The following is a 14,255-nucleotide window of genomic DNA, read 5'->3' as shown; positions in this document are numbered from 1 at the left end:
GGTAGAATAAACTGTAACGTTACGTTACAGTCAAGCAAGGAGTGAAATTTTTTTGAAAAAACAATTGACCATCAGTGAGATGTCCGCTTATGCCGGTGTGAGTCGGCGTACATTGATTTATTATGATCAGATCGATCTGTTCAAACCTCATTCAATAGGTGACAATGGCTATCGCTATTACGGCTTTGAACAATGCCTTGAGTTAGACGTGATTTTGATGTTGCGTTCTTTAGACATGCCCTTGCAAGACATTCGCCAATTTTTGAAAAACCGCAACCCGGAATACACGCAAAAGGAACTTGTGGAACGGCGAGGAGAAGTCCGTGACAAAATCGCAGCGCTACAAGAATTGGAACGAACTTTTGATCGCTATATTCAACGCTATGAAAAAGTACAGGAAGCTGATTTTGAGACCTTTACGATAGCGCATCATAAAGCAGAGGCGTTTATCGTTTCTGAAGAGATCGCCGGCGATGATCCAGAATCTGCTTATCAAGTGTACGCTCGTTTTTATCCATTAGTGGATTATAAAGATGCCTTCAGTGGCTACCCCATTGGCTTTTTAAGTGCCGGAACGACGTTGGAGGATCAGACTTTTCACGCATCTCCTTATCGGGCATTGATCTTGATTCCCCAAGATCGGCTACATCTCTATCCGGAAAAGCTGATTATCACCCGTCCCGCTGGTACATATGTTTCTGGGTTTGTCAGTGAAGGAGAGGAACAAATTGCCGCTTTTACCCACCGCATCCGAGCCTTTCTAAAAGAGAAGCAGTTGAAGATCGATGGCGATGTTTGGGAATTGTTATGGCAAGATGAAGTCTTTACCACACAAAAAGACTTGCAGATATTTGAAGTGATGGTTCCAGTGAAGCCAGAGTAGTGGAACGTGCAACCTTAGTATGAAGGAAACGAAAATCAAAATACTTAATAACAATGGTTGTTGCCACTGGCTTTTCAATAGAAGCAAAGGAGATAACTAAGGCAGATCCCTTCCCTACAAAGGGCCCTGTGAAGCGTTGAAATTCCCATTTTCCTTTTTTCTCGTTATACTTGAAAGAACAGATGAGAAAAAAGGAGAAATTTTAATGAAAAAAGAAACAGGATTACGCTCGCTGTATGCGTTGATTGGTGTCGCCATTTTAGGATTTGGGGCGGCATTGCTGCGGGTCGGCGGAGTGGGGCTAGACCCATACACAGCAGCCAATATCGGTGTCGGTGAGCTGCTAGGGTTATCCCTTGGGGTCTATCAATTGATGATCAATATCGCTGTCCTAGTATTGATTTTTATCTTTGGCCGTCGCCATATCGGTATCGGCACGGTCATCAATATGGTGCTGACAGGATTCTTCATCGACTTTTATACCAATGTTTTTGATTGGTTATCCGTCGGTCCGAATAATTGGTGGCAGCAAGGTTTGTTCTTGTTGATCGGGATCATCTTCTTTACCTTCGGAGCTTCATTTTATATGTCAGCGAATTTGGGCAGCGCCCCCTATGACGCGATCGCCCCAACCATCGTCGATCAGACGAAAGCTAATTATCGAGTGGTGCGGGTGATTCAAGACGTTGCTTTTGCCTTGATTGGACTCTTTACAGGCGGACCAATCGGGATCGGAACCTTCATCAGTGCCTTTTTAGTAGGCCCACTGATCAAATTCTGGGACAACCGTGTCTCTCAGCCATTCATCGAAAGCAGTGTTAAAAAAGCGATTTTTAAATAAAAAAGGTCTGCAGCAAAGAGAAGTCGAAGCGATTTAGTCGCCCACTTCACTCAGCTGCAGTTTTTTTGCCATTTGATCAAGGAATTCTTGCATAATTGCTTCTCAGTCGCTAGAATAAAAAAGCCGAGGAGGGGTAAGTATGCAATTACCAACACCATTTATTGAAAAATACCAACGGTTGCTAGGAGAAGAAGCATCAGCTTTTTTTACCGCTTTAACCGATAATCAGCCAGTCAAAGGCTTTCGCTTGAATATTGCTAAGCCGCACGCACAAGCGATGCTGGCAAAATATGGGCCAGCTGCTGTACCCGCCCCCTATGCAGAAGCGGCTTATATAGGCGAAGTCAAAGGCCGTTCGCTGATCCATCAAGCTGGCTATGTCTACAGTCAAGAACCTAGTGCGATGATCGTAGCAACGATCGCAGCCGCTCAACCAGGGGAGCGGGTCTTAGATTTATGTGCGGCACCAGGGGGCAAAACAACGCAGCTGGCAAGCCAATTACAAGGAAAAGGGCTGCTTGTAGCAAATGAGATTTTCCCCAAGCGTGCCAAAATCTTATCAGAAAATGTGGAGCGTTGGGGCTTTCCAAATGTAGTCGTCACCAATCAGGCGCCGCAAGAATTGAGCCGCCATTTTCCTCAGTTTTTTGACAAGATCGTGGTGGACGCCCCATGTTCTGGTGAAGGGATGTTTCGTAAAGATCCCGTCGCCTTAGAAGAATGGCAAGCAGATACACCTGAGCAGTGTGCGATCAGGCAAAAAGACATTTTGGCACAAGCCGTTGCGATGCTAAAACCGGGGGGCCAGCTGATCTATTCCACCTGTACCTTTGCCCCAGAAGAAAACGAAGCGATGATGGCTTGGTTAATGGAGGAGTATCCCTTCGCGATCGAAGCGATCGACTTGGACAATGTATCTCATGGGCGCAGCGAGTGGGGAGAGGCACCTGGGATCGAGAAAACCATCCGCTTATGGCCGCATTTAAACCAAGGAGAAGGTCATTTCGCTGCGAAATTGACCTCCCAAGCAGAAGCAGCGCCAGTGAAAAAGAAGAAAAAAGGCAAAGGAGCGACAGCTAAGAGCCCATTAGATGCAGCGACTCAAAAGTTGTGGCAAGCCTTTCGCAAGGATTTTCCTTTTTTACAGGCACTGAATGCGACGCCACAGCTGCTAGGTGAAAACCTCTGGCTCGTTCCTGAAGAAATGCCTTCTTTAAAAGGGATCAAGTTTATGCGCCCAGGTTTGCATGTCGGCGTCGTTAAGAAGAATCGGATCGAGCCAAGTTATGCGTTGGCATTGGCGATCCATGCAGAAGAAGGGGCACCGACAGTGCCGATCACTTTGCCGCAATGGCAGCAGTATGTGGCAGGTGAAACCTTGAGTGTGCCAGGAAATGCTGGGTGGGTGATTTTGACAGTCGATGAGATCCCCGTCGGTTTTGGAAAACAAGTCCAAGGAACCGTGAAAAACTTCTTTCCTAAAGGATTAAGATTCAAAGCGATTTAAACGAAATAGTGTTTTTATTTCAGTCCTCGTGCTATGATGGAAGTAGCAAAATAAGGGAGCTGATCGATATGAAAACATCATCAAAAGTAACGATTGGATTAAGCATTGCAGCAATCGCTGGGATCACTACTGCCGTCGTTGTATCAGACAAAGTATTCAATAAAGTACGCTTCGCTTGCAACCGACACAAAGTAAAGAAATTTGTCGATGACAAATTCAACGGCAATGAAAAATTGCTGGATGTCGTAGACGGCTTGTCTGACAATGAATTGGATTCGTTGTTAGGTGTGATGAAAAAAGTCAATGAGGGCCGCAACAAAATCTCTGTTTACGGAGACAACATCAAAGATTCGACAGAACATGTCAAAGACAAGTTGACGAGCTTTGTTGATTCCGTCTTTTAAGCCAATCATTCCATTTGAAACTCGCAGGGACATCGGTCTTTGCGAGTTTTTCTCGTCTTTCTGAGCGTTTTTCGTTATACTAACAAGGAAATGCACGCAATGGTGCGAGGTAGAGGAGTGAAAGAGAAGTCGTGGAAAAAACAAGTACCTTGACTGCCGAGGAAAAAGCCTTTTTTATGGAAGAAGCAATCAAAGAAGCCCGAAAAGCAGAAGGTTTGGCAGAAGTACCGATCGGTGCTGTTGTCGTCTTGGATGGCAAAGTCATTGGTCGTGGGCACAATCTACGAGAAACGCAGCAACAAGCCGCAGCGCATGCGGAGATGTTTGCGATCGAAGAAGCCTGTCGCACGGTCGGAAGTTGGCGCTTAGAACAAGCGCAGCTGTTTGTGACCTTGGAACCATGCCCGATGTGCAGTGGAGCAATGTTATTGGCACGGGTGGAAGAAGTGTATTTTGGTGCCTACGATCCCAAAGGCGGCACTGCCGGTACATTGATGAATCTATTGGAAGATGAGCGCTTCAACCATTGGTCCTATGTGGAAGGCGGCATTTTAGAAGAAGCATGTGGACAGCTGCTAACAGATTTTTTCCGAGCATTACGAGAAAAGAAAAAACAAAAAAAGGCTGGCAATCTCTAACGAAATACGTTATACTAAGTTTTGCCGAAAGGCTAGGACAATGGAGGTCTTGTGAAGCGTGTCAGATCCGGAAGGAAGCAGCACTAAGCAGGATTCTCCATGTGTCTGATTGAAAAACTGCTTGTTTTGAAGAAAGCAGTAGTACTAAATGAATCGATGACCATTCAAACCTGAGACAGACTGTCTTAGGTTTTTTTATTTTTTAAATTCTTTGTGAAACCAAGGGCTGTTCTAATTGTATTCTGCTTTAAATTTAGGCAATCGATAGCAGCTCTTAGAGGGGTAAGTTGTATTTTTGATACAAAGGCTTTATTCCTGTTGAGAACCTTACTCTGATAACTTTTCCGTTGGCGATTTTTATACTCTCAAAAACTAATAATGGTACATATCATAGGGGTGAATGATGATAGAGAATATCTTTTTTTTGCTCTCAAAGAATCAGTAGTTCTGACGAACTGAAACATGAATTACCTCCTCTCGGTATTCGATAGAATCTTCGTTTCAAGAACTCTTCATTTTCGCTTCAACGAATTGCCGTGGCCGTGTTATCGATAGAACTTCCCCAAATTAATCAGAAAAAATCGCTTTCCTTTTTACAGTCAGAAAAGTGATTTTTTCTTTTGAACAACTGTCACTGCAACTGTTTCTTTTTTATAAAAAGTCACCATTCTTTTCCAAGCATTCCAATGGTTTCCCAGAGATTTTATGCTATGCTTATTTTGTAGAGACTTCCGTCGTCTTTCTGCTGGCAATCCTTGATGCCAAGAGAAACGGATAGTGATTTCAGGCGACGTATTTGAAAAGAGGCGCACAATGGAGAAAATTACGATTATCCATACCAACGATCTGCATTCCCACCTAGAACATTGGCCGAAGATGCGGCGTTATTTGGATCAAAGAAAACGAGAAGCGGATACGACCGAAGAGACAGTGATCGCGGTCGACTTAGGCGACTTTGTCGATCGCTGGCATCCTTTGACAGAAGCAACTGACGGCAAGGCGAATGTCGATTTGATGAATCAAGGACATTACGATGCGGTGACGATTGGGAACAATGAGGGAGTCGGCAATCCCAAAGAGGTCTTGCAGCATCTATATGACCAAGCAGAATTTCCTGTCATTTTAGGCAATTTATTTGATAAACAGGATTTGCGTCCACCCAAATGGGCACAAGAATACAAAATCATGGAAAGCAATCAAGGCGCCAAAATCGGCTTGATCGCTTTTACGGCACCTTTTCCGCTGACATATGCCCCCAACGGTTGGGACATTCGCGAACCCTTGGAGATTTTGCCTTCATTGGTGCAGCATTTGCGCCCCGAGGTCGATTTGCTGGTCTTGATGAGCCATCTAGGCATCAATGCTGACCGCCAGATTGCGAGGGACTTTCCAGAGTTAGATGTTATTTTAGGTTCCCACACGCACCATTTGTTTGAAAAGGGCGAAGTCATCAATGGGGTCCAAATTGGCGCAGCTGGCAAGTTTGGTTTTAACATTGGCGAAGTCGAAGTGGTCTTAGATGATCACCACCGCCCAATCAAGCATCGCGCACGTGTGATTCCGACCGATTCGTTGGTGGCTTTTCCGAAAGATGAGGAAGAGATCGCCGAATATCTATCGATCGGTCATCGCTTGTTGCGGGCAAATCAGGTGGCAGAAATTCCAGCAGCTTTTACGAGGGATTGGCAAAGTCAACATTCCTTGGTTCGGGAGGCGCTTTTGGCATTATGTGCCAAAGGACAAACGGATGCCGCCATCTTAAATACGGGGCTATTTTTAGATGATTTGCCGCAAGGACGGGTTGATCAAGATCAGCTGCACACGATTTTGCCCCATCCGATGCATTTGATTCGGGTGACGTTGCAAGGCGCGGATGTCATTCGATTGATCTTAGAGATGGAAAAAATCGCAACTTTTTGCGCAATTTCCCAATTATGGGAATGGGTTTTCGAGGGAAGATTTTTGGTGAACTGGTTTATGAAGGCATCCGCTTTGATGAAAAAAACCACCAAGTATTGTGGAAACAAGAGCCCGTCGATCCTGCTCAAAGCTACACGTTGACCCTTGTGGATCACTACTTGTTTATTCCGTTTTTCCCGACGATCGAGATTGCTGGAACCGTTGAGTTTCTTTTTCCAGACTTTATTCGCACAGTGGTCGGAGATTACCTGAGTCAGAAATACCCCATTCAGTAGTTCGTCACTTCTCCAGCTGGTTTTTGCGAGAAAACCGCGACTATCATTGGGGAATAAAACAAGGTATAATAAACAGCAGGTGGTGAAAAAATGACCGAAAAACAAACGATCACAGATGAAATGACATCTGTACTAGAAGAAATTATTGAAGAACCAGCGAAACAACCGCAAAAAGGCGAGTTGGTGACTTTGTTAAATGATGAAGAATTAATGATTGGCAATCGACAATACAAACTGGTCATGGATTATCGTGAAGGCTTCAATCCAGAAAAGCTTGGCGAGCGTTACAGTGAAGTGTTGGCACGTTATGACTATATCGTAGGGGATTGGGGTTATGAGCAGCTGCGTTTGAAAGGCTTTTTTGAAAAAGATAACCGCAAAGCATTACCCGATCAGCGTATTGACATGCTGGAAGATTATTTGTATGAGTATTGCAACTTCGGTTGTGCCTATTTTGTGATCCAACGAGTTGGCGGCAAGAAAGAAAAAAGTACCTCCCGCCGACGCAAGAAAAAGCCAACCCAAAACAATCAAAATCAAAATACACAACAAAACGCCCATATAGAAGAAAAGCGTGACACAGTACCGCAGAAAAAAAGCAAACCAACGATCAAAAATCGTAAACCAAAAGAAAAGAACGTCAAAAAAACCGAAACAACTACGGTGAAAAAAGGCAAAAAAGAGTTTACGATTCGACAAAGGGAAGAATAAGATGAAATATAAAGGCTATTTGATTGATTTAGACGGTACGATTTACTTAGGAAAAGAGCCGATCCCTGCTGGGAAACGCTTCGTAGAGTCCTTACAAAAAAAAGGACTGCCCTATTTATTTGTGACCAATAATACGACCCGCAGTCCCGAAGTCGTGGCGCAGCGATTGGCGGATGAATTTTCGATCCATGTGGCACCAGAAACGATTTATACCGCAAGCTTGGCAACGATCGATTTTATGAAAGAACATGGCAAAGGCCGCAAAGTGTTTGTGATCGGCGAAGCGGGGTTGATCGATTTGATCTTAGCTGCTGGGTTTGAGTGGGAAGAAACCAATCCGGATTATGTCGTGGTTGGTTTAGACAACCACGTGACCTATGAAAAATTTGTTTTAGCAACGTTAGCGATCCAAAAAGGAGCTACCTTTATCGGGACCAATCCCGACAAAAATATCCCGACGGAAAGAGGCTTGTTGCCAGGTGCGGGTTCACTGATTGCAATGGTGGAGACTGCCACCCAAACGCAACCGATTTTTATTGGCAAACCAGAAGCCATCATTATGGAAAAAGCGGTGGCACACATCGGCTTATCAAAAGAAGAGGTCTTGATGGTGGGGGACAATTATGAAACGGATATTCGCTCGGGGATCCAAAACGGGATCGATTCTTTGCTCGTATTATCTGGCTTTACCCCGAAAGCGGCAGTTCCGACATTACCAGTAGCACCAACCTATGTGGTTGATTCTTTAGATGAGTGGGATTTTGAACAATGAAAAAACAAGTGTGGCTTGAACGCTTAGGATTTGTCTGCTTGTTTTTGTTTTTGGTCAGTCTAGCGATCACCCTAACGATCAATTTTCGACCGTTATATTGGTTTGATGTCGATCACTTGAATCTGCTGGATTATACCTCGCTAACAAGAGAAGAGTTGTTGAAGAACTATGGCTTATTGTTAGATTTTCTAAACAATCCCTTTGCAAGTACGCTCGCCTTGCCCGATTTTCCAATGTCTGAAGCTGGCGCTGGGCATTTTTACGATGTGAAGCAGTTGTTTCTATTAAATTATGCTGTGATGATCGTCACGGTGCTGCCGAGTATCTGGTTCGTCAATCGGTTACGGCAAAAACAACAGCAATGGCGCTTGATTCGTCCCTTTCAATGGGGGATGATTTTGCCGCTGATTTTCGGGTTTTTGATGGCTGTCGGCTTTGACCGCTTTTTCGTTACGTTCCATGAGATTTTCTTCAGTAACGACGATTGGCTCTTTAATCCAGCCACCGATCCGATCATCAACGTGCTGCCAGAAACGTTTTTCATGCATTGCTTTATTCTCTTTTTCGTCTTGATTGAAGTCTTCTTTTTTGCCTTCTATTGGTGGGGGAAACGAGGCTTGAAAAAAACAGCGTAATGAAAAAAGATCAACGATCCACTTCCTTTGAGAGAGGTGAATCGTTGGTCTTTTTTTATTGCGTAATGTAATGAGATTTACTTGGGTGTTGATGGGCTAAGCGACTTGCGGCAGAAGCGGCGATGGCACCTACGATATCATCTAAAAAGGTGTGAACGCGGGGACCGTCGTGCTTGTTCAGTTCTTTCAAAATGCCTGGTTTGACTTTATCAATGTATCCGTAGTTAGTAAAGCCGATGGAGCCATACACGTTGACGATGGATAGTGCGAGGATCTCATCGATCCCATAAAGCCCTTCGTCTTCTTTGACGATTTCTTGCAGTGGATGCAGCAGTTGATTTTCTTCTGCCAAAATATCTAACTGAACACCCGTTAAAATCGTGTTGTGGACTTCCCGCTTGCTTAAGACAGCGTTGACGCTTTCGATACACATCTCCAAGGTGATGCCTTCAATGTAGTCTTTTTGCAAAAACATCACCAATTCGCCGATGTCTTGCAGTGAGACACCGCGGTCGGCCAACAATTCTCTTGCTTTGTCTTCAAGTGTTTTGCTTTCTAATACCATATAGTTCCCCTCCATGTAAAAATAGTTTATTCAAAAGTCAACATGCGACTGATGGATTGCAATCATAAGTTGTGCCCTATTCCAGTTGCAGCCCATGCCGTTTGGGTTTAGTCCCTTCTGACATTTAGGTGTTTGCTAATTTTGCTTTGGCTGCCACTGCCCAAGGATGGGGGACCACTAAGTCACCGGCAAAGAGCCAGTCCATATAATATCTAGCGGCAGATTCCAAGGAATCATCGAGGCGCTCTAATAAACCGGTTAAGAAAGGTGCTTGATCTTTGCGATCCCATTTGATTTTGTCGGCTAAAAAAACGATCAGATCGAGACGACTATATTGGGCCTTTAAGGTGGTATGACAGCTGATGGCGGACAGAATCTCTGGGTCAGACACCTGAAAAACCGTTTTTGCCAACAAAGCGGATTGCTGCTGATGCAGCAAAAAAGGTGCTTGCCGCTCCGCGTCTAAGATCGGTTCGCCTACCGCTATCTGCAAGGCGATTCGCTGGTCATTAGGGATGACGACGCTGACATCGTGCAGCAGTCCTGACAAGTAAGCTTTCTCCGCGTTGACTTGAAACCGTTCTGCCAATCCTTTGGCTTCTTGGGCAACGGCTAGATTGTGGCCCGCCGTTTCGGCATGATCGAAGGCTTCCAGATACTGAACCATTTGCTCAGTGAGGGTCTTCCCCTGTAAAGGGAGAGTATAGGTGGCAAGACCAACTTGTTTCATCTCAGCTACTCCTTAAAAAGACTCGTACTGTGGGCGGGTTGCGTCCGCGTTTTGGGATCAATGTAATGGAGTGCATTGTTCACCGCAGTTGGGGCTTCCCCGAAACCAGTAGCGATCAGGTCGACTTTTCCATCGTATAAAACGACATCCCCACAGCCATAGATCCCAGGAACAGACGTGCTCATATCTGAAGAGACGAAGACTCCTTGGCGGCTGCTTTTCATGCCCCAATCCTTGATGTTCAATGTGGAAGAAAAACCGTAATTGACGATCAAAGCATCCAATGAAAGGCTGACCGTTTCATCACCCTTGACTTGCTGCAACGAGACACCAGTCAAACGTTGCTCTCCTTGGAGCTCTTGAATCACATAAGGAGTCAGAATGTTGACGGCAGAAGCTTGTAATTTGCTGACGCTATGTTCATGAGCACGAAATTCAGGACGGCGATGGATCAAGTAGACTTCACTAGTGATCGGCTCCAGCATCAATGCCCAATCGATGGCAGAATCGCCGCCACCGGCGATCGCTACTTTGCGTCCGGCATACTTCATCAAATCGGTGACAAAATAGTCTAAGCCGTATCCTTCAAACCGCTCGCTTTCTGGCAAAGTCAGTTTGCGCGGCTGGAAGGAGCCGTTTCCTAAAGCCAAAATCACGGCTTTTGAGTAATGGATTCCTTTGTCGGTAGTGACTTCGATATAGTCTTCTTGTTTTTCGACCGACAAGACGGTTTCTTCTAAACAATATTGGTGATTGAAGGTCGTCAACTGTTTTTCCAGGTTTTGGACAAGATCGCCCGCTTTGATTTTCGGATAACCTGGGATATCGTAGATGTATTTTTCTGGGTATAAAGTAGCAAGCTGACCGCCTAATTGCGGCAAGCTGTCGATAATCTTAGTTTTGGCGTTACGCATGCCGGCATAGAAAGCAGAAAACATCCCGCTAGGTCCGGCGCCGATAATCGTTATATCAAAAATATCCATGTTATTCCTCTTTTCTAACCACGTTGGGGTGAAGCATGTTCGTGTTGTACGAATAGCTTCATTATAGCAAAAATTATCCAAACTAGCATTTTTTCAATTTTCTGCTATCATGGATTTATGAGAGAGAAGGAGGAGTTAATGTGTCTGAATTTCCACAGTTAGCATTAGAAAAACAAACTGGCCATAAAGCAGTCATCAAAACCAATCGTGGGGATGTAGTTGTACAATTGTTCCCAGAATTGGCACCAAAAACAGTCAAAAACTTCGTTGAATTAGCGAAAAAAGGGTATTACGATGGGATCATCTTCCACCGTGTCATTCCTGATTTTATGATTCAAGGTGGCGATCCAACTGGTACAGGAATGGGAGGCGAAAGCATCTATGGCGGCAGCTTTGAAGATGAATTTTCAAAAGAATTGTTCAATCTTCGTGGCGCTTTATCCATGGCAAACGCTGGTCCGAATACTAACGGCAGCCAGTTTTTCATCGTAAACAACCAAAATGTTCCTAGCAACATGTTAGGTCAATTAGAAGGTGCTGGTTATCCAGCTGAAATCATCGAAGCGTATCAAGCAGGTGGTACTCCTTGGTTAGATTTCCGTCACACAGTCTTCGGTCATGTGATCGAAGGAATGTCAGTCGTTGATGAAATCGCTGGCGTGCAACGGGGACCACAAGATCGTCCAGTGCATGATGTAGTGATCGAAACGATCGAAATCAGCGAATAAAACAAAAGAGCCCAAAGCAGTTTCAACGGCCATCCTCAAGGAGATCGTTGAAATGGAAGCTTTAGGGTTCTTTTTTTCATAAGAAAGAGTTAACCGATCGGTTGGTCTTTAAACGCAGCGGCGATTTGATTGAGTGCTTTTTCTAATAGCTCTTTAGGACAGGCAAAGTTCAGCCGCATATGGTGACTGCCGTGGGGACCAAAGATATTTCCTTGATTCAATACGACATTGGCTTCTTTAATCAGTTTTCTTTGTAGCTGATTATCCGTTAGGCCATAGGCAGAAAAATCCAGCCAGATCAAATAAGTACCTTCGGGCTTTTGAAACGTCACTGCTGGGAGTTGTTCAGTCAAAAAGTCGCAGACAAAGGTGCGATTTGCTTCTAAGTAGGACAATAGTTCTTCTAACCATGCTTCAGATTCACGATACGCTGCTTCAGTAGCGACCAAACCAAACGTATTGATTTCCCCTTGAACGTTACGTTCCTGTGTTTTTGCAAATTGGCTGCGTAAGGTTTGGTCTTTGATAAATACCATCGAATTTTTGATCCCAGCTAAATTAAAAGTCTTGGTTGCTGAAGTCAAAATGATCGAAAAATCGGCAAAGCTTGGCTCGACTGTTTGGAAAGAGACAAAGTGATTTGGCGCAAAAACGATGTCTTGATGGATCTCATCACTGACAACGACCACCTGGTGCTTTTGACAAATACGGCCGATCGTCAGCAGTTCTTCTTTTGACCACACGCGACCGCCAGGATTATGAGGATTACATAGAAGAAACAATTTTACCTTCTTTTCGATGATGGTTTGTTCCATCGCCTCAAAATCGATGACGAAGTGGCCATCTTTTTCCAGTAACGGTTCTTGAATTAAGGTACGCTGATTGTTTTTGACAACCTGGGCAAAGGGATGGTAGACCGGATCGTGGATCAGTACGGCATCTCCTTCTTGGGTGTAACTTTGGATCGCCAGGGCAATACTAGGGACGACACCGCTATTAAAAAGAATCGCTTCTTTATTGATGGTATAGCCATGACGTCTTTGCTGCCAATCGATGATGGAATCAAGCAGCGAATCAGGAACGATGGAATAGCCATAGATCCCTTGGGCAACTGCTTTTTCTAACGCTTTTTTCACAGGTTCTGGTGCCAGAAAATCCATATCCGCTACCCAAAGTGGCAGCAGGTTTTCTTCCTTGTAGGTTTTTGCAATGGTGTCCCATTTAACGCTATTGGTGTTTAAGCGGGGATGGACTTTGTCAAAATTGATCATGCGTTTCCCTCCTATATTGTGTAACGTTGTTTCTGATGCTTCAAATCTACCACTAGTTCAAGTATAATGAAAGTGGAAAAGAGAGGAAAGACTATGAATTATCAAATCGGGAACATTATAGAAGGAACAGTCACTGGGATTCAACCCTATGGTGCATTTGTTTCGTTAGATAAAGAAACGCAAGGCTTGATCCATGTTTCAGAGATCCAATCCGGGTTTACTAAAAATATCCATGAAGTCTTACAGATCGGCCAAAAAATCCGTGTACAAATCATTGATATTGACGAATACAGCCAAAAGATCAGTTTGTCCCGCCGTACATTGGAAACAAGTTTTGTTCAGCCACCCTTTAAGCGTAAACGCTACTTTACAAATAAGAATAAGCGGATTGGTTTCCGTACGGTTGGAGAAGCTTTACCAGTGTGGGTGAAAGAAGCTAAAGAAATGTTAGAAAAAGAAAACAGCAACAGATAATCGTGCATATTTTCTGAAAATGTGCTAAAATTAGTTTACAAACAGATGAATAACTGAGGTGGGTATTTTGGGATCCAAAAAAGTAGCGGGTACAGTTATGATGCACTTAGCAAATGGTTCGAAACGATTTTTGATGCAAATACACGAAGGCACTGCGGAATTAGCGTCAACGGATTTTTCTGAAGATAAAACCGGCTTGGCTACGATCTTACAATTGTTTAAAGACCGTATCCACCTTGATGTGACAGCGATCGAACTCGTTGAACTCACAAATGGCAACATTGATACGCAAAACATTCCTTTATTTGTTTTTGAAACACAAGAAGCAGGACAAACGCAACAGCTGCCAGAAGGGTATGCGTGGGAAGAGCCCAATATCTTTCGTAAGATCATCGAAGACTATAAGATTGAAGGCGTTCCGTTCTTTTAGCACCTGTATACTAGTGAAAAGACTGAAGACCGTTATGACGGTCTTTTTTTATTGAAAACTTTTTGTAAATAAAATGAAATATTTCCTTGACCTGAGTCAAGAAGAATGGTAAATTAGTCAACGTTGGCAATTGAGTCAGCGGGTCAAAAATGATTTTGAAAAAACTTCAAAAAAAGACTTGACCAAAAATGAAACAGATGATATTATAACGAAGTCGCAATTTTAAAACAGTTAATCGATGTTGATACATCAACAAAATTAATTAAAAAAAGTTGTTGACAAATAACAAATCATTTGTTATTCTAATTAAGTCGCTGAGACAGCCGCTACGAAGTTGAAAAACAACGAGCGAAAAAAACTTTTAAAAAAGAGTTGACAATCAAATGTCACTCTGATATGATATAAAAGTTGCTAACACAGCACGGTAGACCTTTGAAAACTGAACAAAGCAAGCAAACGAACCAATGTGTAGGACGTTTCAATTTATT

15 protein-coding genes, 1 other RNA gene and 1 pseudogene are annotated in these 14,255 nt (G+C 43.8%); 13 read left to right on the top strand and 4 right to left on the bottom strand.

What is annotated here, in order from left to right:
- Positions 1-79: 79 nt before the first annotated feature.
- The 10 genes and pseudogenes from FJU10_RS17875 (at position 80) to FJU10_RS17830 (ending at position 8,586) form a co-directional block, all read left to right on the top strand.
- Complete coding sequence (locus FJU10_RS17875) at positions 80-883, top strand: MerR family transcriptional regulator (protein ID WP_140966598.1); 804 nt, start codon at positions 80-82, stop codon at positions 881-883.
- A 205-nt stretch (positions 884-1,088) separates the two neighbouring features.
- Positions 1,089-1,724: a YczE/YyaS/YitT family protein gene (locus FJU10_RS17870; protein ID WP_010748831.1), complete on the top strand. Its 636-nt coding sequence runs from the start codon at positions 1,089-1,091 to the stop codon at positions 1,722-1,724.
- A gap of 139 nt (positions 1,725-1,863) precedes the next feature.
- A complete protein-coding gene (locus FJU10_RS17865) occupies positions 1,864-3,231 on the top strand; it encodes an RsmB/NOP family class I SAM-dependent RNA methyltransferase (RefSeq protein WP_140966590.1) in 1,368 nt (455 codons plus the stop codon).
- A 68-nt stretch (positions 3,232-3,299) separates the two neighbouring features.
- Entirely contained in the window at positions 3,300-3,635 is a 336-nt protein-coding gene (locus tag FJU10_RS17860) for a hypothetical protein (protein ID WP_005227636.1), read from the top strand.
- Between the two features lie 131 nt (positions 3,636-3,766).
- Positions 3,767-4,273 carry a tRNA adenosine(34) deaminase TadA gene (gene tadA, locus FJU10_RS17855; protein ID WP_081119050.1) on the top strand — a complete coding sequence of 169 codons (507 nt, stop codon included), beginning with the start codon at positions 3,767-3,769 and terminating at the stop codon, positions 4,271-4,273.
- Positions 4,274-4,303: 30 nt separating this feature from the next.
- Positions 4,304-4,388: signal recognition particle sRNA small type (gene ffs / locus FJU10_RS17850), an RNA gene on the top strand.
- Between the two features lie 698 nt (positions 4,389-5,086).
- Positions 5,087-6,468: pseudogene (locus tag FJU10_RS17845) on the top strand (bifunctional metallophosphatase/5'-nucleotidase).
- 90 nt (positions 6,469-6,558) lie between these two features.
- A complete protein-coding gene (locus FJU10_RS17840) occupies positions 6,559-7,179 on the top strand; it encodes a YutD family protein (protein ID WP_015509029.1) in 621 nt (206 codons plus the stop codon).
- 1 nt (position 7,180) lies between these two features.
- Positions 7,181-7,951, top strand: coding sequence for a TIGR01457 family HAD-type hydrolase (locus tag FJU10_RS17835; RefSeq protein WP_140966589.1), 771 nt, complete (start codon positions 7,181-7,183; stop codon positions 7,949-7,951).
- Complete coding sequence (locus FJU10_RS17830; protein WP_074536563.1) at positions 7,948-8,586, top strand: TIGR01906 family membrane protein; 639 nt, start codon at positions 7,948-7,950, stop codon at positions 8,584-8,586. Before FJU10_RS17835 ends, FJU10_RS17830 begins: the two co-directional genes overlap by 4 nt.
- A gap of 55 nt (positions 8,587-8,641) precedes the next feature.
- Here the strand turns inward: FJU10_RS17830 and FJU10_RS17825 are convergent, their stop codons facing one another.
- From FJU10_RS17825 to FJU10_RS17815, 3 genes are all read right to left on the bottom strand, one after another.
- Entirely contained in the window at positions 8,642-9,151 is a 510-nt protein-coding gene (locus FJU10_RS17825) for a phosphatidylglycerophosphatase A (protein ID WP_005227653.1), read from the bottom strand.
- A 124-nt stretch (positions 9,152-9,275) separates the two neighbouring features.
- On the bottom strand, positions 9,276-9,881 hold the full coding sequence (gene yqeK / locus FJU10_RS17820; RefSeq protein ID WP_140966588.1) for a bis(5'-nucleosyl)-tetraphosphatase (symmetrical) YqeK: 606 nt from the start codon (positions 9,879-9,881) through the stop codon (positions 9,276-9,278).
- Between the two features lie 5 nt (positions 9,882-9,886).
- Positions 9,887-10,864, bottom strand: coding sequence for an NAD(P)/FAD-dependent oxidoreductase (locus tag FJU10_RS17815; RefSeq protein WP_140966587.1), 978 nt, complete (start codon positions 10,862-10,864; stop codon positions 9,887-9,889).
- A 140-nt stretch (positions 10,865-11,004) separates the two neighbouring features.
- Here FJU10_RS17815 and FJU10_RS17810 point away from each other — a divergent pair, with 140 nt between their 5' ends.
- Positions 11,005-11,592 carry a peptidylprolyl isomerase gene (locus tag FJU10_RS17810; RefSeq protein WP_005227659.1) on the top strand — a complete coding sequence of 196 codons (588 nt, stop codon included), beginning with the start codon at positions 11,005-11,007 and terminating at the stop codon, positions 11,590-11,592.
- Positions 11,593-11,681: 89 nt separating this feature from the next.
- Here the strand turns inward: FJU10_RS17810 and FJU10_RS17805 are convergent, their stop codons facing one another.
- Positions 11,682-12,863, bottom strand: coding sequence for a MalY/PatB family protein (locus FJU10_RS17805; RefSeq protein WP_081119056.1), 1,182 nt, complete (start codon positions 12,861-12,863; stop codon positions 11,682-11,684).
- A gap of 93 nt (positions 12,864-12,956) precedes the next feature.
- Here FJU10_RS17805 and FJU10_RS17800 point away from each other — a divergent pair, with 93 nt between their 5' ends.
- Positions 12,957-13,337, top strand: a complete 381-nt coding sequence (locus FJU10_RS17800) for a CvfD/Ygs/GSP13 family RNA-binding post-transcriptional regulator (RefSeq protein ID WP_008378090.1) — start codon at positions 12,957-12,959, stop codon at positions 13,335-13,337.
- A gap of 67 nt (positions 13,338-13,404) precedes the next feature.
- On the top strand, positions 13,405-13,767 hold the full coding sequence (locus FJU10_RS17795; protein ID WP_034871858.1) for a hypothetical protein: 363 nt from the start codon (positions 13,405-13,407) through the stop codon (positions 13,765-13,767).
- Positions 13,768-14,255 lie beyond the last annotated feature (488 nt).

Origin of the sequence: Enterococcus sp. OL5 (assembly GCF_006491895.1) — a bacterium.
GTDB lineage: Bacteria > Bacillota > Bacilli > Lactobacillales > Enterococcaceae > Enterococcus_D > Enterococcus_D innesii.
The sequence above is the reverse complement of the archived record's forward strand: the minus strand, read 5'-3'. Positions and strand labels throughout refer to the sequence as shown.

What these genes read in the sequence shown, in the direction of transcription:
- FJU10_RS17875 (WP_140966598.1), top strand. Translation starts at nt 80, where the DNA reads ATGTCCGCTTATGCCGGTGTGAGTCGGCGTACATTGATTTATTATGAT.
- FJU10_RS17870 (WP_010748831.1), top strand. Translation starts at nt 1,089, where the DNA reads ATGAAAAAAGAAACAGGATTACGCTCGCTGTATGCGTTGATTGGTGTC.
- FJU10_RS17865 (WP_140966590.1), top strand. Translation starts at nt 1,864, where the DNA reads ATGCAATTACCAACACCATTTATTGAAAAATACCAACGGTTGCTAGGA.
- FJU10_RS17860 (WP_005227636.1), top strand. Translation starts at nt 3,300, where the DNA reads ATGAAAACATCATCAAAAGTAACGATTGGATTAAGCATTGCAGCAATC.
- FJU10_RS17840 (WP_015509029.1), top strand. Translation starts at nt 6,559, where the DNA reads ATGACCGAAAAACAAACGATCACAGATGAAATGACATCTGTACTAGAA.
- FJU10_RS17835 (WP_140966589.1), top strand. Translation starts at nt 7,181, where the DNA reads ATGAAATATAAAGGCTATTTGATTGATTTAGACGGTACGATTTACTTA.
- FJU10_RS17830 (WP_074536563.1), top strand. Translation starts at nt 7,948, where the DNA reads ATGAAAAAACAAGTGTGGCTTGAACGCTTAGGATTTGTCTGCTTGTTT.
- FJU10_RS17825 (WP_005227653.1), bottom strand. Translation starts at nt 9,151, where the DNA reads ATGGTATTAGAAAGCAAAACACTTGAAGACAAAGCAAGAGAATTGTTG.
- yqeK (WP_140966588.1), bottom strand. Translation starts at nt 9,881, where the DNA reads ATGAAACAAGTTGGTCTTGCCACCTATACTCTCCCTTTACAGGGGAAG.
- FJU10_RS17815 (WP_140966587.1), bottom strand. Translation starts at nt 10,864, where the DNA reads ATGGATATTTTTGATATAACGATTATCGGCGCCGGACCTAGCGGGATG.
- FJU10_RS17805 (WP_081119056.1), bottom strand. Translation starts at nt 12,863, where the DNA reads ATGATCAATTTTGACAAAGTCCATCCCCGCTTAAACACCAATAGCGTT.
- FJU10_RS17800 (WP_008378090.1), top strand. Translation starts at nt 12,957, where the DNA reads ATGAATTATCAAATCGGGAACATTATAGAAGGAACAGTCACTGGGATT.